19 protein-coding genes are annotated in these 20,996 nt (G+C 37.6%); 4 read left to right on the forward strand and 15 right to left on the reverse strand.

From position 1 onward, the window contains the following. Nucleotides 1-36: 36 nt before the first annotated feature. The 9 genes from ACTNEP_RS08115 to ACTNEP_RS08155 form a co-directional block, all read right to left on the reverse strand. The gene (locus ACTNEP_RS08115) at nucleotides 37-687 is read right to left on the reverse strand and encodes a YesL family protein (protein WP_441161332.1); all 651 of its coding nucleotides are present in this window, start codon (nucleotides 685-687) and stop codon (nucleotides 37-39) included. A 160-nt stretch (nucleotides 688-847) separates the two neighbouring features. Continuing rightward, a complete protein-coding gene (locus tag ACTNEP_RS08120) occupies nucleotides 848-1,990 on the reverse strand; it encodes a DUF2264 domain-containing protein (RefSeq protein WP_441161333.1) in 1,143 nt (380 codons plus the stop codon). A 3-nt stretch (nucleotides 1,991-1,993) separates the two neighbouring features. Then, nucleotides 1,994-2,623: a YesL family protein gene (locus tag ACTNEP_RS08125; protein ID WP_441161334.1), complete on the reverse strand. Its 630-nt coding sequence runs from the start codon at nucleotides 2,621-2,623 to the stop codon at nucleotides 1,994-1,996. A 158-nt stretch (nucleotides 2,624-2,781) separates the two neighbouring features. After that, entirely contained in the window at nucleotides 2,782-4,176 is a 1,395-nt protein-coding gene (locus ACTNEP_RS08130; protein ID WP_441161335.1) for an extracellular solute-binding protein, read from the reverse strand. 42 nt (nucleotides 4,177-4,218) lie between these two features. Continuing rightward, complete coding sequence (locus tag ACTNEP_RS08135) at nucleotides 4,219-5,061, reverse strand: carbohydrate ABC transporter permease (RefSeq protein WP_441161336.1); 843 nt, start codon at nucleotides 5,059-5,061, stop codon at nucleotides 4,219-4,221. Between the two features lie 23 nt (nucleotides 5,062-5,084). Beyond that, nucleotides 5,085-6,032 carry a carbohydrate ABC transporter permease gene (locus tag ACTNEP_RS08140; protein ID WP_441161337.1) on the reverse strand — a complete coding sequence of 316 codons (948 nt, stop codon included), beginning with the start codon at nucleotides 6,030-6,032 and terminating at the stop codon, nucleotides 5,085-5,087. 110 nt (nucleotides 6,033-6,142) lie between these two features. After that, nucleotides 6,143-7,048: an AraC family transcriptional regulator gene (locus ACTNEP_RS08145; RefSeq protein ID WP_441161339.1), complete on the reverse strand. Its 906-nt coding sequence runs from the start codon at nucleotides 7,046-7,048 to the stop codon at nucleotides 6,143-6,145. Continuing rightward, complete coding sequence (locus ACTNEP_RS08150; RefSeq protein ID WP_441161340.1) at nucleotides 7,041-7,817, reverse strand: sugar phosphate isomerase/epimerase family protein; 777 nt, start codon at nucleotides 7,815-7,817, stop codon at nucleotides 7,041-7,043. Before ACTNEP_RS08150 ends, ACTNEP_RS08145 begins: the two co-directional genes overlap by 8 nt. Nucleotides 7,818-7,826: 9 nt before the next feature. Further along, nucleotides 7,827-8,669, reverse strand: a complete 843-nt coding sequence (locus ACTNEP_RS08155; RefSeq protein ID WP_441161341.1) for a sugar phosphate isomerase/epimerase family protein — start codon at nucleotides 8,667-8,669, stop codon at nucleotides 7,827-7,829. A 280-nt stretch (nucleotides 8,670-8,949) separates the two neighbouring features. On the opposite strand from ACTNEP_RS08155, the gene ACTNEP_RS08160 reads away from it, so the two are divergent. Further along, nucleotides 8,950-9,702, forward strand: a complete 753-nt coding sequence (locus tag ACTNEP_RS08160) for an NAD-dependent epimerase/dehydratase family protein (RefSeq protein ID WP_441161343.1) — start codon at nucleotides 8,950-8,952, stop codon at nucleotides 9,700-9,702. 105 nt (nucleotides 9,703-9,807) lie between these two features. Here ACTNEP_RS08160 and ACTNEP_RS08165 read toward each other — a convergent pair whose 3' ends face one another. The 4 genes from ACTNEP_RS08165 to ACTNEP_RS08180 all read right to left on the reverse strand — a co-directional run bounded on the left by ACTNEP_RS08165 (nucleotide 9,808) and on the right by ACTNEP_RS08180 (nucleotide 14,702). Beyond that, nucleotides 9,808-10,782, reverse strand: a complete 975-nt coding sequence (locus tag ACTNEP_RS08165; protein ID WP_441161344.1) for a S8 family peptidase — start codon at nucleotides 10,780-10,782, stop codon at nucleotides 9,808-9,810. A 345-nt stretch (nucleotides 10,783-11,127) separates the two neighbouring features. After that, nucleotides 11,128-13,005, reverse strand: a complete 1,878-nt coding sequence (locus ACTNEP_RS08170; RefSeq protein WP_441161345.1) for a PTS fructose transporter subunit IIABC — start codon at nucleotides 13,003-13,005, stop codon at nucleotides 11,128-11,130. Nucleotides 13,006-13,032: 27 nt separating this feature from the next. Further along, a complete protein-coding gene (gene pfkB / locus ACTNEP_RS08175) occupies nucleotides 13,033-13,950 on the reverse strand; it encodes a 1-phosphofructokinase (RefSeq protein WP_441161346.1) in 918 nt (305 codons plus the stop codon). Further along, nucleotides 13,947-14,702: a DeoR/GlpR family DNA-binding transcription regulator gene (locus tag ACTNEP_RS08180; protein WP_441161347.1), complete on the reverse strand. Its 756-nt coding sequence runs from the start codon at nucleotides 14,700-14,702 to the stop codon at nucleotides 13,947-13,949. Before ACTNEP_RS08180 ends, pfkB begins: the two co-directional genes overlap by 4 nt. A gap of 162 nt (nucleotides 14,703-14,864) precedes the next feature. On the opposite strand from ACTNEP_RS08180, the gene ACTNEP_RS08185 reads away from it, so the two are divergent. Continuing rightward, on the forward strand, nucleotides 14,865-16,217 hold the full coding sequence (locus ACTNEP_RS08185) for a hypothetical protein (RefSeq protein WP_441161348.1): 1,353 nt from the start codon (nucleotides 14,865-14,867) through the stop codon (nucleotides 16,215-16,217). 235 nt (nucleotides 16,218-16,452) lie between these two features. Here ACTNEP_RS08185 and ACTNEP_RS08190 read toward each other — a convergent pair whose 3' ends face one another. Beyond that, a complete protein-coding gene (locus ACTNEP_RS08190; RefSeq protein ID WP_441161349.1) occupies nucleotides 16,453-17,811 on the reverse strand; it encodes an ABC transporter substrate-binding protein in 1,359 nt (452 codons plus the stop codon). 93 nt (nucleotides 17,812-17,904) lie between these two features. Continuing rightward, nucleotides 17,905-19,065, reverse strand: a complete 1,161-nt coding sequence (locus ACTNEP_RS08195; protein ID WP_441161350.1) for a mandelate racemase/muconate lactonizing enzyme family protein — start codon at nucleotides 19,063-19,065, stop codon at nucleotides 17,905-17,907. Nucleotides 19,066-19,199: 134 nt separating this feature from the next. Here ACTNEP_RS08195 and ACTNEP_RS08200 point away from each other — a divergent pair, with 134 nt between their 5' ends. Both ACTNEP_RS08200 and ACTNEP_RS08205 read left to right on the forward strand, forming a co-directional pair. Then, complete coding sequence (locus ACTNEP_RS08200) at nucleotides 19,200-19,874, forward strand: FadR/GntR family transcriptional regulator (RefSeq protein WP_441161351.1); 675 nt, start codon at nucleotides 19,200-19,202, stop codon at nucleotides 19,872-19,874. A gap of 15 nt (nucleotides 19,875-19,889) precedes the next feature. Further along, on the forward strand, nucleotides 19,890-20,789 hold the full coding sequence (locus ACTNEP_RS08205; protein WP_441161352.1) for a U32 family peptidase: 900 nt from the start codon (nucleotides 19,890-19,892) through the stop codon (nucleotides 20,787-20,789). The last annotated feature ends 207 nt before the right edge of the window (nucleotides 20,790-20,996 follow it).

A 20,996-nucleotide genomic window follows, 5' to 3' on the forward strand; every position in this document is an offset into this window, starting at 1 on the left:
ACAGCCCCTCCACTAAGTACTAGACAAGCAAAAACCTTAATTATAATGTACAGACGCTTCATTCTGTATCCGTTCTCTTTTCACCTCTACTAAAAGACAAGCACGATAAGAAAACCATACAATCGGGTATAAACTTAAAGAAGCCCCCATAAATACTAGCAATATCGGAAGTATATTATATAAGTAATACATTGGCACTAGTGTTATCAACATTGCTATCGACTCAACTGGTCGAGCTAGACCTATAAATAATGATTGTTTAAAGTATTGAAAAAACTTCAAGTCGTATCGAGTGTAGATCGTATGAAAATGAAATAAACTGACAATAAATAATACAATTAAAATGATAAGAAAACTGTGGAAATAAAAGGACTGAATAAATTGCTTAGAAATGTAGTAATCTGCGTAGAGAAATAATCCTATAATGGCCCAAAGCAAGCCCAGGCCATTTGCTTTTAAAAAATTCGCTTTATAAAAGGTCCAAAAATGTTTCATTATAGGTATGTCATAACCTTCTGCAAACCATTTATGAATAATATAGACCGTTGCCATTGTTGCTGGCACTACCCCAAAAATGCCAAGGCCAAGAAGAGTAAAACTAAGCCACAGTACGTGAAGATACATCATTTTAGCTAACCAATTACCAAAATTGTAAAATAATCTTAAAAAACCATTTAGATTAGGCATACCAACATCCCCCCATGAATTTATATGTATAAATTCATGATACAGAAAAAAGCCTGCAAAAGAAAGCCCTTACAAAAAATAAAGCTTTTTCAACAGGATAGAGAAACACTGATCTCTAAAATCCTTGTCGAAAAAACTTGGAAATGAAACAGTTAATTATTTAATTTAATGACTTAAATAAAGGGAAATTATCCGAAGACCAAGCTTTTTTACTAGTCCATGTCTGCTCATTTTCTTGCCAAAAAGGGTCACTTTCCTTCAATCCCAGTGGTAGAAAAATAAATGCACATAAATATAGACTCCCTGTAGAAATATAGCCTTCCCCTATATCTCGCTGGTGTCCTGTAAAGCCAATTTTTAACCAGCCACTTTTATCAAAAACGTTCTTAGCTGATAAAGTCCTCTTTATAACAGCTGTTAATGCTGCTCTCACTTGACCTTTTGTTAACTCTGGGGGTAGCTCTTGTCGTAATACTTGATTAGCTAAATGATGTAAAGCTCCGAATCGATATGCCAAAGATCGACCAATCGGTGGAAATGTACCCTCAGGAGAAATCAGCCGCTCTTGAATTCGTGCATATTGAATAGCTCTTTTGCGGATATTCTCTAATTTATCCGACCAGTCACTGTATTTATGACTGATTGTTTCTACAATGTCCAACAACATTGGGTGAATGACATAACTATTATAATAGTCAGCATGAAAAGACTTGCCATCGCTGTATAAGCCATCTCCGACATACCATTGTTCAAACTGGTTAACAGCATAATCAATACGCATTGGATCCCAGTCTTCTTCGCCTAGCTTGTATAGAGCTGTCTCAATAATAGCGGAGAATAGTAACCAATTAGAGAAATAAGGTTTTCTGCTTCTAGTAGCCTTCAATGCACGAATGACATTCTGCTTCACATTGGCTTCCAAGCCATACCATAAAGTATGAGGAGCCCTTAATATCGCTTGAGCTAAGAAAGCTGTATCCACAATAGGTTGATCACCACTTGAAAAATTCATATAATCTCTTGATTCAGGGTTTGTTGCATGATCCATACATTTTCTTACTCGTCGTACATATTCTTTTCTAAGTTTCTCCTCTGACTCATTTTCAGCATGCGATTCTAACCATGGAGCCATTCCATTTACTAACCGTGCAAAAGCTTCTAAATGTGAATATGCTTCGCGGCTACCATTTGTTTGTTGTTCAACAGGCATTTGCAGCTTGAGTTGTTCTTTATCTAATGCTAAAAGCAAAGGGTCTGCAATCTTTGTCATTGTTTTTAACCAATATAATCGTTCATCAGTCATTAATTACTCACCATCCATGTATAGAGAAGTTTTATTTTCGACTTTTTTCAGAGATTGATAGGAAAACCACATCGTTATAAATGTTAATCCACTTCCTGTAAACACAAATACAACACCTGGAAAGTAATAACCTATAAAGAAAAAAGCGCCTATATTTATCAAAATCAATATCGTATGTAAAGGAGATACAAGTGCTACCACAAATGCATACGTTATATATTCAAAGAACGTAGCGTCGTAATGGACAACTGTTGGGAAAATATATACGAAAATAATAGATACTAAAAAAGCCAAACCAAATAACAAATACAAAAGTATTAACTGAAGCCAATGATCCATCGACTGTACGAGTGTTATATTTACATATATTAACATTATTAGCAAAATAAAAAAATAGCCAATTACGTTTGCCTGCATGAAATTATTTTTGAACTCTGACCAAAATTGTCTGAACAAAGGAAAATCTCGATTTCCACGAATCCATTTTCTTTCAATAGCCATTGCAGCAACTACAGACGGAAAAAAACCAAACAATAGTAAACCTACGATACTAAAAAATAACCATAGTAAATTTAAATAAGCAAGACGCGTCAACCATACCATTGTTTTGTATAACATCCCCTCATGGTACATGTTTTACCTCCCTTATCCTTTATTTTATTGTTATTGATAATCTCATAGAGTAACTTTTCGTAGATAATTCTTATGATTTTTTCTTTCTGTTGCTCTCTCCAAGACTGTTCAAAGAAATGCGAAAAAGGAGGGGGGCCTCCTTTTCCGTCAAGATACCATTAATTTCTGTTTTCCAACCATTCTTCACTTTCCATTTGTGCCTTTTCAACTGCCTCTGTGGCCGATCTTTCACCTGTTAGCGCTGCTTCTACTTCCGATGTTAATATAAAGCGTGGTTGTGATGAAGCCCAAGGATATCTAGGCGTCCATGGTGTACTCATTGCTTCCATAGTCGGAGCCATTAAGTTTTCTACCTCTGCATAACTATCCCAGGTTTCTGCAGCCTGTATAGCTGGCATCCCATTTGCCTCTTCAAATACATATTGCTGCACTGTTTCACTTGTTGCGAATTTCATCCATTCCCAAGCTAAGTCTTTATTCTCACTATCCTTTGCCATGGTTATCGGACTTCCTGCAAACATTCCGCCGATCCCCTCATCATTTTTAAACTCTTGAACTATCCCAATCCGATCTCCCAGTCCTTGCGCATATGCTGGCATGACAGTATCGCCAGGACCTTGATTAAGCATAATTGCGATATCATTCGCTGGTGTCAGCCATTTTTCGTTGCCCTGATTACTTACCAAGCCGTCAGGTGCATATTCTTGCATTTCCAATAACCACTCTAATCCAGCTACCATTTCGTCACTATCAAAGGTAAACGCAATTTCATCCCAAGCAAATCCAGAGCCCCAGCTTCCATTTTGACCTTCTGCAAGATTGATTAACGTAAACGCAGAAGACCAATCACCACGGAACCAAATACCATAGTTTTGTTCACCTGTAACTGGATTTTCACCTGTCATTTGTTGCGCTTTTTCTGCTATTTCTTCCATCGTAGGGTAATCAGATAAATATTCAACTCCCCACTCATCAAATAGTTGTTTATCATAAGCAATAAAACGTGCATCACCCAAGAATGGTAAACCAAAAATCCCTAACTCATTACTATCAGGACCTAATGCTTTCCAGCCATTTACTTGGTTATCAATAAAGGTATCCAAATCAAAATCTGGATCATTTTCAATATATGGCTCTAATGGCTCCAATACTCCTTGAGCTGCAAAGTCTGCAACACCTGGCATTTGGTACACATCTGCTTCCCCTGAAGTAATCATTGCTTGCGTCTTTTCTGTATAACCTTCCCAAGGCATGATGATAAACTCGACTGTCGCACCTGGGTATAGACTTTCAAATTCATCTTTAATAACGTGAAGCCCTTGCGTACGTTCTCCTGTAATAGGATCGGTGGAGTCCTCCATATCAAAATCTCCAATCAGCTGCACTTTTACTGTCTGACCTTCCCAGTCACCTTCAACAACATCATCATTTGTTGTCGAGCTATTCTCACTACCCTCTTCATCACTTGTTGTATCATCCGAACTACAACCTACTGTAAAAACGGCCACTACCAAAACCAACAACATCATCCAAAAGCCCTTGACTCTCTTCATGTTTTTACCCCCTTATAGTGTTAAATTACCGAAAACCAACTATCATTCTCCCTTCACTCCACTTAAGGCAATACTTTGTATAATGTATCTTTGTAAAAAAAGATACAAGACTACAATAGGTAATATGCTTACAGTAGCTAAAGCCATCGTTAATCCACCTAAACTTGTTCCATTCTCTAAAGAAAAGCTCGCGAGATATAATGGAACAGTGTGGAGATCCTGATTGTTTAACACAACTAACGGCCACATGAAATCATTCCAGCTCCAAATAAAGGAAAGAATAACCATTGTAGCTGCAATAGGACCTGCTAGTGGTAAATAAACGGTAAAGAATATTCGAAACTCTCCAGCCCCATCGATTTGCGCTGCTTCTCGTAGCGTCGAGGGTAGCTGATCAAAAAATTGCTTACAGAGAAAAATAAGCATACCATTTATAACTGTTGGTAAAATCAATGGCCAGAATGTATTCAATAAGCCAAAGCTATTAAACAATGTATATAATGGGATTAGCCTTGGTTCCATCGGGATCATTAACGTACACAAAACGAAAAGGAACAGAAGCCGTTTATATTTGAAGGTACCTTTTGAAAAGGCATAACCTGCTAGTAATGATGCAGATACTTGTAGAAAAACGGAACAAGTCGTTACAATCCCAGAGTTAATGTAAGATTGAATCAGTCTGCCATTCTCAAAAACTATGCCATAGTTAAAGCCCGATATCGTTTCTGGTATTAATCGAGGTGGAAAAGGCATCGTAATATTAGCCGTTCGATCAAAACCAACACTTACCATCCAAATAAATGGCATCATCAGCAATAAACCACATACAAGCAAGATGATAAACTTTACTATATTCAATAGCTTTTCACTAGTTGTATGGTTCATATCCAACCCCCCTTTTTCTTAGCCTATAATTGCATTCTCGAAACTTTCAGATTGATGAAAGTGAATATTAAAATAATTACAAACATAATGTAGGTTGCTGCTGAGGCTATGCCAAATTCGAATCCTGTAAAACCTCTTTCATAAATAAAGGCACCCATCGTTTGAATCGACCTGGCCGGACTACCGTTAGGACCGCCTAACACATATACTTCATTGAAACGTTGCAAGCTTCCAATCCAACCAGTAATTAATAGAAAAGCAAAAGTCCCAGACATGTTGGGTATTGTAATAAATAACCATTGCTGAAAATTGCTTGCGCCATCAATTTTTGCTGCTTCATACATTTCAGGGGAAATGGCTTGTAAATTAGCTAAACAAATAATAATGACAAAACCTATCCAATGCCAAACTGCCAGTAATATTACACCCCATTTGGCAGTAGACGGGTCAGAAAACCATGTAGAAGTAGGTAAGCCAATCGCATTTAACACGTAATTGGTAACTCCCATCTCCGGGTGTAAAACAAATTGGAAGATCATAGCTGCTGCAACGATTGAGGTTACATTTGGTAAAAAATAAATGACTTTGAAGAAATTTTGTCCACGTTTGACTGAATTGATTAATGAAGCAAAAATAAATCCTAGAGGTATGGTAATTAAAATTTGGAAGAACCCGATAAAAAATGTGTTCCATACGGTATTCCAGAAGGTTTTGGATGTTAGTACCAACTGAAAATTTTGTAATCCAATAAATGTTTCAATCGTTCCGTTGGATTTGAAAAAGCTTAACCGGAATGATTCCACAATCGGATAAACCATAAATAGTAAAATACCGATAAAACTTGGTAACAGAAATAGATACCATGTAAAGGCTGCTTTTCTTTTTTTACTTTTAATCGTTTCTACATCGTCCTTGATAGTGACCGTACTTTCTCCAACATTCTCATTAACTTGCAGCTTTCCTTTAACCATCTTTCCCCTCCTTCTAAAACAAGAGTTTGCGTGTTAACGTTTTCATTTTGTAGATTATTTATTACCTGCATCCTCTATAGCAACACATAATGGAAGTTCCTCTACTCTTATTAGAAAAAATGATTGATGAAGGTATGATTATCTTTTTCTTCTCGATTTCGATATTCAGATGGTGTAATTTGATAATGCTTACGGAACTTTCTACTAAAATGAGAAGCACTTTCGAATCCTGATTCTAATGCAATATCTAGGATCGACTTTTCCGGATGCATCTCCAGTAAATACTTTGAACGCAATAACCTCCGTTGCATCATATATTGCATCACCGTAATTCCGGTAACATCCTTAAATATCCGAGACATATAATACTTGCTAATATGCAATTGCTCCGAAATTTCGTCTAGTGTTAAATTTTGTTGATAATGATAGTCGATCCATTTAATAATTTTGTTGACATGTTTCATTTTGTTCGAGTTTCCTATCGGCATACTCGTTAGTTTAGATTTGCTTAGCTTATAAATAATAAATAATAGTTCAATTAATAATGTCGTAATTTCGCCATTCAGCATCCTTTTCTCAATCGACCGATTGGTTAAATTTTTCATATTTAATTGTTTTATATAAATTTTTTGTAATAAAGATTGAATTTCTTCAAATTTCTGCGCATCAATATCTCGCAATAACATATTGCCCAGTTGATCAAATGGCGTTAATATTTCAGGGACATTTAGCTGATGAATAATAGACCGCATCCATTCTGGTGAAAATTCAATGACTGTTCTTTCATAGGGCTTACCCTCATTAGGTGTTGGGCCATGTAATGCTGATCCATTCATTACAATAATGTCGTTCTCATGCAACTGAATGACATGGTCATTAATCAAATATTTACAGTCTCCTTTATGAAACATATAAATTTCAAAATAATCATGTGAGTGAACAAAAAAATCACTTTTTCGAAAATCCACATCTATATTTCTGTAGTAGAAATATAGATTTTCAATTGATTTATTCATCGTTGTCACTCCTAAAATATTTTTTAAAAAATCGATAACTTCTGACCGCTTCTTCTTCAAAATTCATCCAATCACATTCAACCGATATCCGTTTACGATAATTTACTTCCTTTAAATAATTCACAAACGCTTCATAAGGATATCTTCCTGTTCCAGGTGCTAGGCGATCGGAATCGGCTACATGGATATGCCCTAATAAAGAACCTGCATCCGCTATATGCTGTAGAGGCTCTTGTTCCTCTTCCATATGATAAAAATCTGCTAATACGCGAATCGACGGGTGATTGACTTTTTTTGCTAGCTCCACTGCCTCCGGAACATTATTGATAATGTTACTTTCTTTTCTGTTTAATGGCTCAATGACAATCGTAATATCCTGTTCTTCTGCATATTTGGCTGCTATATGTAAAAATTGTACTAGTTGTTTTTCTGCTTTTATTTTGGAGAAATGTGCTGGATATGATCTTGCACCACCACTTCCAAAAACAATTGTATCTGCTCCAACTTCTCTCACTCTTGGGATAGCCTTTGACAGATACGTTTCCATTGCTGTTTCATTTACATTGTTACCTGTAACTTTTAAATGCCCTGGCAAGAAAACATTACACACTTCTATTGGTAAATCACTAGCCTGATACTTTTTACGAATGACTTCATAGTCTGCATCATTTTCTGGGACGAGAGATACAACTGTACACTCAAGAAAATCAAAGCCTGCTGCAGCCACCAAATTCATATGTTCGATACTGGCACAACATCCTATTTTCATCATTTCCTCCTATAACCTGTTTTTAAGCCAGTCAATATTATATTTTAGAATTGCTTTTGTTTCCTTTCTTGCACTAAAATCTTCCAGGCCAATGTATCCTTCATAATTAACAGCCTTTAAATCGTCGATCACCTGGTCCCAATCTACAATACCTTCGTCTATCAGTTCCCAAGCTACCTTCCACTGATTGCTATTACTTGCATTATCTTTTATCCATTTTGCATTCTTTACATGAACATGTGCTAAATAGGGACCAAGCATCTCCATACCCATTCGATGATTCTCATAACCCTCATGTACCATATTACCAGGGTCAAATAGAACACCAATAGCTTCCGGGTCCAATCCTTCCACTAACCGATAAGCTGCACTTGCACTTGCAGCTATTGTTTGATGATGTGTTTCAACAAGGCCCTTTATCCCATAGTTCTTACACAGCTTTTCACACTCGACAAGGTAACGCTTACAATCTTCGAATAGGGTATGGAAATTCTCTGATCGATTATATCGGGGAACACCAAGTCGAATAAAGCTTGCACCAAAAGCTTTGGCGACCTTTAATACTTGTTCCGTTTCTGTTAAATCACCCGATGTTAAATAAGGCGTGATACTCACTACCTCGATATTATCCACATCACTTTTGGTTTTTAACTGTTTGATTGCTTTTTCAGAAATATCTGGAGTAAGGGTACATTTGTTATTCCCCCAAAAACTAATTGGGTCCTTCGTTAATTCTGTGGGAATTTCCTTATAACGCCACTCTACACCGTCAAAACCTAATTGTTTTAATTCATCGATCAACTCTTCTGGATTGAGATCCGGTGTCATGACAGAAAAAACAGATAGCTTCATCATTCATCACCCTTAACATTTATTGTAGAAATAGTATTTGCTAAAGTATATTCATCATAACACTTCCTTTTCCATCGATCTATAATCTGATTGATTGCTTTTTGTCTGTAATTGCTTTTTATGATTTTTTAGTAAATCAAGATGGGGTTGCTTCTCGGCATTAGCGTCCAGCAATTGCAGTTACCATTCCAAAGAATTTATCCAAAATAGCTTACTTGCTCATGTATGTTCCGAAATAAATGAGCTAGACTAATAATAAGTAAAATGGAAGGACGTGATTATGTTGAAAAAAATCACGATCATCGGGGGATCAGGAACCGTTGGTGACATCTTGTTTAAAAGATTACAGCATAACTATGATGTACTCATTCTCGATAAAAACATCCAAAATAATACAGCGACGCATCGCTATGTAGATGCTACGGATTTCCAACAGTTAGCTTCTAAAATTCCTGCAGACACAGATGTAATCATAAACTTACTCCGAATAAGTACTACTCATGCAATTGAACAAGCAGAAATGTTTGACCAAATGACAGATGTCTTTTTCAAAGCAACTTATTATTTAATGTTAATTGCTAATAAAAACAGAATACCTAGGATCATCTTTGCCAGTAGTAATCATGTTACAGATTACTATGAGGACAACGGGCATTCTAAACTGGGCCGTGAAATCACAACCAAAGATTACCCTTATTCTAAAGGATTATATGGTGTATTGAAACTTGCATCTGAACAGGCTGGCTTTATTTTTACTTTGCATACTGACTTATCTGTCATTAATATTAGAATTGGTTCTGTACCTGATGAAGATGAAACTGATGCATTAAGGAAACATGATCGATTATGGAGAACCTTACTTTCAAGAGATGATCTCGTCAAGCTTTTTTCAGCTGCCATTGAAGCGAAAGTTAAATTTGGTACGTATTATGGCGTGTCTAATAATATTAATAAACCGTGGGATCTATCTAATACTATAGATGATCTTGGCTATTCTCCTAAAAAAAATACAGATCAGATCATGGACGATTAATGAAGATGGTTGATATAAGAAAACGAACAGGAAAGAGGGAAATACCCTACCTGTTCGTTAATAGAATAGTATGTTTAGTTAAATTCTAGTAATCATGAATGTTGATCATTTCTTTTCATATTCGAGTAATGATCTTCTATCTAATTGATCCACTAAGTTAAGTAGGAGAAAGCCATTACCTTCAGTGCTTTTCCGGTAATCAAGGGGTAGTGTTCTTCTAATAAGCTGGGCATAAATCTCCGATTCAATTAGAGATCGACCAAACTCTTTTTCGCTTAAATTAATGAGTAAGGCTAAGGCACCAGCTACATGTGGGGTAGCCATAGAGGTTCCGGACAGTTTTGCGAATTTATTATCTAAATACGTCGAAATGACATCTACACCTGGAGCGACAAGATCTACTTCATTATTGGAATTCGAAAATGGGGCAATCTCTAAGTCCATATTAACGGCACCAACACATATGACTTCATTATACGCCCCAGGATAGGCATACTCAAACGTATCCTCTTGACCATCGCCATCATTACCCGCAGCAACTACTACAGATACATCTTGACTAACTGCATATTGGATCGCTTTATGCAATTCAGGTACATCATTCGGGCCGCCTAGTGACATGCAAATCACTCGAGCTCGTTCATTTTGAGAACCACGCCATTCGACAGCATAATTTATGGCATCGATGATCCATTCATAATTGCCTGATCCAGTTCCCGTTAATGCTTTTACACTTAAAAGCTTTGCTTTGGGGGCAACTCCTACAACACCGTAGCCGTCAAGGCTTGCTGCAATAGTCCCAGCTACATGTGTTCCATGACCGTTATTGTCTTCAAAATTATCGACGTCTCCGTTATAATCTGTTGTAAAATTTCTACCACCGATAATACGATCCTTAAGGTCTGAATGATCGCTTGCAATCCCAGTGTCTATTACTGCAACGACAATGCCTTCACCTTGATCACTTCTCTCCCATAGAGAGGGGGCCTGTATCAATTGAACTCCCTCTGGTGTTTCATTTTTGCTATCCTCAATCGACTGAATGGTATAAGGTATCAATTTAACCTCTTTTTGTGCCATATACTTCCCTCCTAAAAATAGAATTAATATAATATATGAAATAAGATAGAAAAAAATACTAGTTTTCATATATTTTAATATTTTTGTAATATATTAGAAAGAAGCGTGTAAAATCTATTGACAATCGGTTAGATGATATCATTCCAATACTGCTGGGATAATCTTACGTTTGCTAAGAAGCCTAGAAGCCTGTTTTCTATGAATATATAATTCCCATTTTATACTTTTTATAAAATGGATTCTATCAGAATAATTGATTAGTAAAAGTCGCTGGGACATAACTAATCTGAAAACAAATATGAAAAAGCTATTTCGCAAACAAGCGAAATAGCCTTTTGACCCTCTTTATTCTTTTTTCTCCAATGGTTTCTTCCACAAGCCAATCATTAATGCCGAAACGATAGTACCAATAAGAATGGAGACGACATACATTAGCCAGCTTCCTTCAACCGTCGGAACAACAAATATTCCACCGTGTGGCGCTGGTAAACCAATTCCAAAGAATAGTGCCAATCCACCGGCAATTGCTGCTCCCACAGTCATAGAAGGAATTACTCTTCCTGGATCTGATGCCGCAAACGGAATTGCGCCTTCTGTAATAAAGAATGCTCCTAAAGCATAGTTTGTCTTACCTGCATCACGCTCTGCTTGTGTGAACTTATTACGGAAGATGGTTGTTGCAAGTGCCAATGCTAATGGTGGCACCATACCACCTGCCATAACAGCCGCATGTGGTCCTAAGTTTCCTGCTTCGATCATTGCGATACCAAATGTGAAAGCTGTTTTGTTAATTGGACCACCCATATCAAGAGCCATCATTCCACCTAAAATCAAACCTAATAGTAATGCATTTGTACCTGTTAAACCACCTAGCCATGATTGTAAACCAGACATAATGGCTGCAATTGGTTCAATGATCACGTACATAATCATCCCGGTAACAAAAATGTTAATAACCGGATAAAATAAAATCGTTTTAATCCCATCAAATGCTTTTGGTAAATTTGCTAAGAGCTTCTTTACACCTAATGCGACATAACCACCTAAGAAACCTGCGATCAAACCACCAAGGAAACCAGCGTCACCTGCATATGCCATCAAACCACCGATCATAGCTGGAGCAAACCCTGGTCTATCGGCAATACTCATACCAATAAAACCTGCTAATACCGCAACCATTAAACCAAAGGCATACTCTCCACCAATTGTGTTAATCGCTGCTGCAAAAGCATTATAATCTGCATGATCCGGATCAGCCGAATGAATACCAAAGAAGAAAGAAATGGCAATCAATACCCCACCACCGACAACGAAAGGTAGCATATTGGATACACCGTTCATTAAATGTTTATAGAACCCTGTACGTTCACCACTTGAACTGGCTCCCTCACCGCTACCATCACTTTGATAAACCGGTGCATTGCCACTCAATGCTGTATTCAATAATTCTTCAGGCTTGCGAATACCGTCTGTTACCCCACGACGTAGCACTTGCTTACCAGCAAAACGATCCAACTCTATCTTTGTATCTGCTGCAACAATAATGGCTTTAGCATTTTTAATTTCTTCCTCTGTTAGACGGTTTTTTACTCCATCAGAACCGTTTGTTTCTACTTTAATGGAGACACCTAATTCTTTTGCTTTATCCTTTAAAGCATCTGCTGCCATATAGGTGTGGGCGATACCTGTCGGACATCCTGTTACAGCTAATAATTCCGGACCAGAAGTTTCGTTATTTGCTGCTTCTTCCTCTGCCTTTCCTATTTTTTCTTGCTCTTTTGCATCAATTATTCGTAAAATATCTGCTTCGTCCTTTGCTTCCATTAATTGTTCACGGAAATCTTGATCTATTAGTAAAGTGGATAATCTTGATAGTGTTTGTAAATGATCATTGTTAGCCCCTTCACTGGCAGCTATCATAAAGAATAAATGTGCCGGTTGACCATCCAATGAATCATAATTTAGTCCACTTATAGATCTGGCAAAGGCAATAGCAGGTTTAGATACGGCACTTGTTTTAGCATGAGGAATGGCTACATTCTCCCCGATACCTGTACTGCTTTGTTTTTCTCGATCCCAGATCGCTTGGACAAACTGCTCCTTATCATGAAGATAATTGCCCTCAGCTAATCTAGTAGCCATTTCTTCTATTATTTCTTCTTTAGATTGTGCACTAGCATCTATCACAATAATGTCACGTTTTAATAGCTCTGTTATTTTCATAGCTCCTATCCTTTCTTAAAGTACTGTTTATATATACGTTACGCTAACTTGTGGTAGTAATGCTGCCACTTCTTCCTTCGTACATAATGTTTTAGAAAATGCCGTAGCGCTCCCTGCCGCAACTGCATATTTCGCAGCTGCTTCGGCATTTTCGAATGACTGCCAGCCGTAGATAAAACCAGCTACAGCAGAATCTCCGGCCCCTACTGAGTGGACTGCTGTTCCTTGTGGTGCAGTTAATTTCATCACACCACCTTTACCCACATAAATAGCTCCTTCTTTTGCCATCGATACTAGTACATGATCAATTTGCTGTTCTTGATGAAGTCTTGTCGCTAATGGTATAACATCCTCAGCATCCTTTACTGATGTATGAAACAGCTCCGCTAATTCATGATGATTTGGTTTTATAAACGCCGGACTCGCATGAATCGCTTCTGCGAAAGGTGTCCCACTCGTGTCTAAAATCGTCATCACACCTTTTTGTTTCAGCATCACAACAATTTCCTTGTATACACTTGTTGACAATGAGTTTGGCAAGCTTCCTGCCAAAATAACGATGTCACCTTGTTTTAATTGCTCAAGCTTTCGAAGAAATTCTTGATATGCTTCTTCCTCAATAGTCGGCGAAGCGCCGTTTACTTCCGATTCTTCTCCATCTATTTTTAGCTTGATATTTATTCTCGTATCCTCTTTTAAGGAAACAAAATCATGGTCAATCTTTATCTTCGTCAAATAATCGGTAATAAAGGTCCCAGTAAAGCCTCCTACAAAGCCTAATGCTGTTGATCGCACCCCCAACCGGTTCAATACACGGGAGACATTGATTCCTTTACCTCCAGCTTCTTTATAATCGGAATCGCTTCGATTTACTTTACCGGGTTGAAAAGCTTTTAGCCTAACGACATAATCAATTGCCGGATTTAACGTTATGGTATAAATCATAACGGTACCACCTCCAAAGTTGTTTGCTTGCTAATAGCTTCTTGTTGTTCGTCTGATAAACCGTCGGTCGTAATAATATGCACACTCGCTAAATCGGCTACATTAGCGAATGACACTTCTCCAAACTTCGATGGATCTGCTAATACATATCTCGATTGTGATTGTGCCAATGCTGTTTGTTTTACACTTGCCTCTTCCGGATCCGGAGTGGTTAATCCTTGTTCAGGATGGATACCGTTAATACCAAGAAAGCATTTGTCAAAACGATATTCTTTGATTGCTTCGACTGCTTTCGTTCCTACGAGAGCAGCAGTCCCCTTCTTAGCCTTCCCAGAAATACAATAGGCTTCGATCCCATATTCAATCAGTAATTGCACATGAGGGATCCCATTGGTAACAACCATGACTGATTTATTCGTTAAAAAAGGAATTAACTCGATTGTTGATGAACCAGCATCCAAATATAGCGAATCACCCTCTTCAATAAAAGAAGCGGCTTTTTGCGCAATCACGCTTTTTTCCTGTTGATGGATCGTCGACTTCTCAAGAAGGGTTGGTTCCTCTCGTTTCTTTTTTAATAAAGATGCGCCACCATGAACTCGTTTAATATATTGCTGTTTCTCTAACTCTGTTAAATCTCTACGAATGGTTGATTCTGAAGCATTGGTAATTTCACACATTTCTTTCACTGTTACGACATCTTTTTCTCTTAATAACGATAAAATAATTTGGTGCCGTTCAATCGTCAGCATAAGTCACTTCTCCCCATTAGCATGTTAATCGCTTACATCTATTTTACAACCACAAGTAATCATTGTCAATCATATACGATCATAAACAATCAATTGCAGTCAGCTTATCTATTGTATCATATGTTATGATAAGGACAGTAGATAAGAAAGAAGGTTCATCTCATGAAGAATCTGTACATCTTTTTCGCATTGATTTTTCTTTTACATATTATTTCGGTATTTTTCCCAAACCCCTATCTATCCTATATATTAGGAGCGTTTTCTATCATCATGCTTGCCATTAGTTTTAGTAGAGCTTCTCGATTGTTTCAAACCTTAGGTTTAGGATTTTCTGTTATAGGGGTATTATTATTTTCCTCTACTACCCTAACAGTGTGGGAAGTGATCCCCTTACTTGCTGGGAACTTATCGTTATTAACATTGCTAGCCGTCCTACCTTGGATGAATAGTGCCGTTCAAGCGGGACGATTTGATAAATTAATGCAGCATTTGTTAAGAGGGAATGTCCGGAATTTAGGTCAGTTATATCAACGAAGCACAACAGCAATGATGTCGCTAACAGCATTTTTAAATGTATCTTCTGCAACGATTGCACAAGATATTCTAGTGGATAATTTAAAGCCGGTTCAGAAGAAAGTTGCTAATAAGATTATTATGATGGCAACGTTAAGAGGATATTCACTAGCACTACCTTGGAGTCCTTTAGAGGTATTACTGGCAATGGGGATTTTTATTACCGGAGTTAACTATGCAGAATTACTACCATGGATGATACTCATCACCGCTCTCATGTATGGACTGGATAGTTTGTGGGGGCGATTATATTTTAAAAAATATCCTTATCCAGACGTTCAATTTTCCAATTCTCACCAACAAAACAATCAAAATCGATCAAAGGTCATTCAATTGGTAGTTGCCTTATGCTCATTTCTCTTATTAGTAATCGGTATCGGTAATTTGTTTGACCTAGAATTTATCTTAACTGTTACGTTATTAGTATTTCCTTTTGCTTGTTTATGGGCACTTGCTATTGGTAGATGGAAAAGTTTTTGGACAATTGGTTGGTATCGTTGGAAGAACAGCATGAATAATATGGATAATTTCGTCGTGTTGTTTGTAACGTTAGCTCTTTTTACAAGTATGTTAAATGAATCTTCTGTCCTGTTGATGTTGCAGGATCCGCTTTTATTTGTATCTGATTATCCAATATTAATACTAATTATTATCCAATTACTTTTTGTCGTATTGAGTATGTTTGGTGTTCATCCGGTTGCGACAATGGGGATTTTAAGTGGGATTAGTCCTGTGTTGATCGACATTTTAAGCCCGTTAAGTCTAGCTGTAAGCTTAATAATTGGCGGGGTGTCCACCGTACCAATCGGAACCTATGGCCTTGTTGTTACGATTACATCGATGAGCCTGAAGCAAAGTCCATATTATATTACTTATTACAATCTAAGCTATTCTTTTGTGTTTGGTGCGATTGGGATTATGCTTGCCTATCTACTCATATAAAAGACTGAGACAAAACGAAATAGGAAGAATGAGAATCCGAACAATCTGATTCAACGTAGGTAAAATACGAATACTCCTGTAGGATCAGCACAAGCTGAAGCTGTGCCCACTGAAAGCGAAGTATTTAACCGAAGAGCGGAGTGCGAATAGATATTAATCTCCGGATTTTTCCTTCTTCACAATTCTTTTGTCCCAGCCTCTCAAAGTCTTCTATAAAAACTTACATCTGTTTCAACTATTCCCCTAATGTAGCCGCAGCTTGATCGAGTGCTTCTTGTGCTGTTTGCGATTGCTGACGTAATACACTGTTAAAAGTGTTGGTCGTTAGCTCCTGCTGCATATCGGGATTCTTTTCGGTAATGTTTATTGATTCAATTTCATCTCGAAGCTCTAATAACGTATCAAAGATATCTTCTCCAAAATATTGATAGAATTTGTTATCTTTTCGTATTTCTTCACTATCCCATACCGTCCACATTGGCGGATCAAATCCTAAAACTTCCCAAATGGCAATATTTCCTTCTTCAGATAATTTTGCATATGCTAAAAAATCTTGCGCCAATTCAGCATGTTCTGTTTGATTCGTGACTACAGTTCCCGTTCCACCTGCACCCGCAGATCGGTTACCATCTTCAGACCATTTTGGCATTGGACGGATTACCATTTTCCCTTCTAAATCAGGCATATAATCCGTAAAGCGACCCATATACCACATTGGCATTATCAATGATGCTTGACCACCATCATTCATAAAGCCATAGAATTCCTCCACATGTACTTCTCCACCTGGGGTAATATCAGCAATTTCTTGCTCATAAATCATGTCATACATAAGCTGTAGCGTGTTAACATTTGTCTCATTGTTAATAATAATATTGCCATCTTCATCAAAATAGTCAGAGCCTTGTTGACGAATTAGTGGCCAAAATGACCAAATATCACCTGTCTCAAAAGTAATCATTTTTGCATCTGTATTTTCTACCACCTGTTGACCAGCTTCCATGTAATCATCCCAAGTTTCAATCGTGTCGATATCTACCCCTGCTTCATCCATAATTTCCTGGTTATAATAAGCAACTGTTGCTCCTACATGAAATGGGATTCCGTAATAGTTCTCATCTTTAGCATAAATATCAAACCGTGATTCTATAAATTGATCTAACACGGACTCTACATAATCGTTCATTGGTAATAATTGTGGTTCTCCTTGCATGAAATTAGGGAATCGATTCAGCTCAATATCTGCTATGTCTGGTGCACCCGTACCTGATTGTAATGCCAGTAACAAATTATTGTGCATATTATCATATGGATATGCTTCTGCTTTTAATGATATAGCCCGATCAGGGAACTCTTCATTCCAACGTTCTACTGCAACTCGGAAAAAGTCTAAGTGCAATTCCTGAAATGTCCAAAAAGTTAATTCAGTAGCATTTTCTGCATCGCCTCCCATTATCTCTGAAGCCTCTGCATCTGCATTCATTTCTGTCTCTTCTGCATCACTTCCAGAATCAGCTACATCATCATTATTACAAGCTACCACAAAGGCAAACATCAATCCCAACAGTACTAACAACATAATTTTCTTTACCATTACATTATCACCCCTTTTGTGTTTGCGCTTACATTATATAGAATACACACTATTCAACATACCTGAATGTCATGTATTACTATCTAACCAATTTTACATAAAGTTTTTAACCGGCTCTCGCTTTTCCCATCCATCCCTAAATAAAGGCAAAAAATTTTCTCCTCGGTACGGATGCTTCTTAATTTCTTCTAGATTCAAGTCTGTTCCCCAGCCAGGTCGTTCACTTACCGCAATATAGCCGTCTTTGATTTCTAATGTATCTGTAAGTACCTGCTTCGTCCAAGGCTCATTAAAATCATCAAATATTTCATGAATAAAGAAATTCGGTGTTGCTGTATTTAAATGAGTACAAACGATGGAACATAATGGTCCTTGGGCACTATGCGGAGCAATTACTCCATTAAAAGCGTTCACCATTCCAGCCACCTGTTTAGCCGCAGTTAACCCCATAAATTGTGGCTCTAATTGAATAATATGGACCTGGTTATAGGATAACAATTCAGCAAACTGCTCCTTACAATAGTAATCTTCACCACAGGCAATAGGAACCGGACTTCGCTTAGCAACTTCAATCATCGAAGAGACGCTTTGTGGTGGTACCGGTGCTTCAAACCATGTGGGTTCATATCGGGCCATTTCCTCTGCAAATCGAATTGCCGTATGCACACTAAAACGGTTATGACCCTCGATCAATACATCTACATCCTTTCCCACAGCATCTCTTACTGCAGCGATTAATTCAATCGCTAAGGAGAAATCCGGACGATCTACCACCTTCCAGGCAGAACCAAAAGGATCAAATTTTAGTGCTGTATAACCTTTTTCTACAACTCTTTTAGCCATTTGATAAAAGTTTTCTGGGGTTCTTTCACCACTCGTATACCAGCCATTGGCATAAACACGTAATTGTTCATGACATTTTCCACCTAACAATTTATAAACAGGTTGACCTAACGCTTTCCCGATGATATCCCAGCAAGCAAACTCAATTCCAGATAAGGCAGCTCCTTGAATCTGGCCACCATCTGAGAATACATCTCGGAACATGCTAAGTGAGTGCTTTTCCACATCGAATGGATCTTTTCCCATCACATATGGCTTTAATTCATGTACTGCTGCTTCGACAGTTTTTCCGAATGCGTTCAAGGTTGCTTCCCCAATACCATGAATCCCTTCATCCGTTTCAACCTGAACAAACACCCAATTTTTCCATCCATTACCCGCAATGTACGTTTTTACGTCTGTAATTTTCACAAAAGCAACACCCCTCTTAATTCATATGATGAATTTTATTATATATTGAAATCATATGATAAATGCTATAAAATGTAAATAGGAAAATTCTAAATATTTACAAAAAATCAATCACTAAAAGGACGACTAACATAATGAAAAAGAAAAAATTAATCTATGAAATCGTTTATGAAGAAATTAAGAAAAATATCCGGGAGGGAAAATGGAAGGCAGGCGATAAAATCCCAACGGTGCAAGCATTATCAGAGCAATTAAATGTCAGTATTTCTTCTGTCAGAGAAGCAATAAAGATTTTGAGCCAGCAAAGAATTTTACGGGTGGAGCAAGGAAGGGGGACTTTTGTAGCAACTCAGTTAAGTGAAAATCCGAATCTAACATTTGATTTACTGGAGAATTCCTCCATCGAACAACTCACAGAAGCTCGACTTGTTATAGAACCAGAATTAGCAGCAATCGTCGCAGATCGAGGCAGTGAAGATGAAGTAAAGAGAATTTTGCAATGTGCCAGAGTGATGCAAAAGAAGATGCTTGCTGGGGAAGATTTTCTAGCTGAGGACATAGAATTCCATTATTTGATCGCACAAGCTGCCAAAAATGACGTGTTGCTGAAAATGATGACCCTTATTAGCGATTTATTATATGATAGCCGTCGCCATTCGATGAAGATTAAATCACAAAATGAGAAGGCTGCAAACTATCATATTCTCATTGCACAGGCAATTAAAGAAAGAAACCCTTCTCAAGCAAGAAACTTGATGAAATCCCATATACTAGACTTATTGGATGATCTAAAAAAAAGAACTCGATAAATAGGAGTTGAGCGAATGCTGAAAAAATCACAAACACTTTTAAAAAGGTTAAAATTTCCTGTAACAGATTGCCACGAGCTCCCAGATTCCTCCCAAACATTTAAGGATGGGGGGAACTTCCGTATTGAAATCCCTTCGGTTGAAGGTGTGGCAACGATGAAGGCTGTGATTGACGAGGCAAAAAAACAAGGCGTCCATGTTAACCGTGTATCTCAAGGTAGCGGCATTATGTTACTTAGTAATCAAGAAATAATAGAAATGGTGACTTTGGGGCGGGAGCAAAACATCGAGGTATGTCTGTTTATTGGACCTAGAATGGCCTTTGATACGGGAGCTAGCGCGCATATCAGTCCGACCTTAGGCTGGCGTCATGCTGGTATCGATCAGCTAAGCTATGCACTAGAGGACATTTTTCGTGCTATCGATCTTGGAATTAACAGTATTTTAGTAGCGGATGAAGGATTGCTTCACCTTATAGGCGAAGCCAAAAAATCTGGAGAAATACCAGAGGATTTTGTTGTAAAAGTTTCCGCTCTAATGAGTCCGACCAATCCTGTAACAGGGAAGGTGTTCCAAGACATGGGAGCCACTACGTTAAACATACCTGGTGATCTTTCTTTAGCAAAAATTTCCGCATTCCGACAATCTATTGATTTAACGCTGGACATGTATGTCGAATCTCCTGATAATTTGGGAGGTTTTATTCGCTATTATGAAATACCTGAGATTGTCAGAGTTGCATCCCCTATCATGTTAAAGTTCGGTTTACGAAATGCCACTAATATTTATCCATCAGGTCAACACTTAGAAAGCACCTCCATATTACAAGCAAGGGAAAAAGTAAGAAGAGCTGCAATTGGTCTCATACATTTACAATCTACGAATCTACAACAATCAACAACCACCACCTATTAATGACTTATTTATGAAAGTTATGGGAATTCTCACTTTCTTTTTTGTTTTACCGTTACAATTACTTCTCTGGAAATGAGAGCAGAGCCCTAGTAATACTTTCTATGAAGCATTTACTAGAGCATTACTGGAGAAATTGATCATCCAGAAAACAGTAACTGGCGCAAGCAAATTTCCTCTTCATACTTTAAAAAGACGCTGGAACCTAAT

This window comes from Gracilibacillus sp. HCP3S3_G5_2, from assembly GCF_052063305.1.
Taxonomy (GTDB): domain Bacteria; phylum Bacillota; class Bacilli; order Bacillales; family Amphibacillaceae; genus Gracilibacillus.

Bases quoted from the DNA above. Each gene is read 5' to 3' on its own strand.
- ACTNEP_RS08145 (WP_441161339.1), bottom strand. From the start codon at position 7,048: ATGAATAAATCAATTGAAAATCTATATTTCTACTACAGAAATATAGAT.
- ACTNEP_RS08200 (WP_441161351.1), top strand. From the start codon at position 19,200: ATGAAAAAGAAAAAATTAATCTATGAAATCGTTTATGAAGAAATTAAG.
- pfkB (WP_441161346.1), bottom strand. From the start codon at position 13,950: ATGATTTATACCATAACGTTAAATCCGGCAATTGATTATGTCGTTAGG.
- ACTNEP_RS08155 (WP_441161341.1), bottom strand. From the start codon at position 8,669: ATGAAGCTATCTGTTTTTTCTGTCATGACACCGGATCTCAATCCAGAA.
- ACTNEP_RS08180 (WP_441161347.1), bottom strand. From the start codon at position 14,702: ATGCTGACGATTGAACGGCACCAAATTATTTTATCGTTATTAAGAGAA.
- ACTNEP_RS08160 (WP_441161343.1), top strand. From the start codon at position 8,950: ATGTTGAAAAAAATCACGATCATCGGGGGATCAGGAACCGTTGGTGAC.
- ACTNEP_RS08170 (WP_441161345.1), bottom strand. From the start codon at position 13,005: ATGAAAATAACAGAGCTATTAAAACGTGACATTATTGTGATAGATGCT.
- ACTNEP_RS08115 (WP_441161332.1), bottom strand. From the start codon at position 687: ATGCCTAATCTAAATGGTTTTTTAAGATTATTTTACAATTTTGGTAAT.
- ACTNEP_RS08120 (WP_441161333.1), bottom strand. From the start codon at position 1,990: ATGACTGATGAACGATTATATTGGTTAAAAACAATGACAAAGATTGCA.
- ACTNEP_RS08125 (WP_441161334.1), bottom strand. From the start codon at position 2,623: ATGTACCATGAGGGGATGTTATACAAAACAATGGTATGGTTGACGCGT.
- ACTNEP_RS08140 (WP_441161337.1), bottom strand. From the start codon at position 6,032: ATGGTTAAAGGAAAGCTGCAAGTTAATGAGAATGTTGGAGAAAGTACG.
- ACTNEP_RS08135 (WP_441161336.1), bottom strand. From the start codon at position 5,061: ATGAACCATACAACTAGTGAAAAGCTATTGAATATAGTAAAGTTTATC.
- ACTNEP_RS08150 (WP_441161340.1), bottom strand. From the start codon at position 7,817: ATGAAAATAGGATGTTGTGCCAGTATCGAACATATGAATTTGGTGGCT.
- ACTNEP_RS08130 (WP_441161335.1), bottom strand. From the start codon at position 4,176: ATGAAGAGAGTCAAGGGCTTTTGGATGATGTTGTTGGTTTTGGTAGTG.
- ACTNEP_RS08185 (WP_441161348.1), top strand. From the start codon at position 14,865: ATGAAGAATCTGTACATCTTTTTCGCATTGATTTTTCTTTTACATATT.
- ACTNEP_RS08165 (WP_441161344.1), bottom strand. From the start codon at position 10,782: ATGGCACAAAAAGAGGTTAAATTGATACCTTATACCATTCAGTCGATT.
- ACTNEP_RS08190 (WP_441161349.1), bottom strand. From the start codon at position 17,811: ATGGTAAAGAAAATTATGTTGTTAGTACTGTTGGGATTGATGTTTGCC.
- ACTNEP_RS08205 (WP_441161352.1), top strand. From the start codon at position 19,890: ATGCTGAAAAAATCACAAACACTTTTAAAAAGGTTAAAATTTCCTGTA.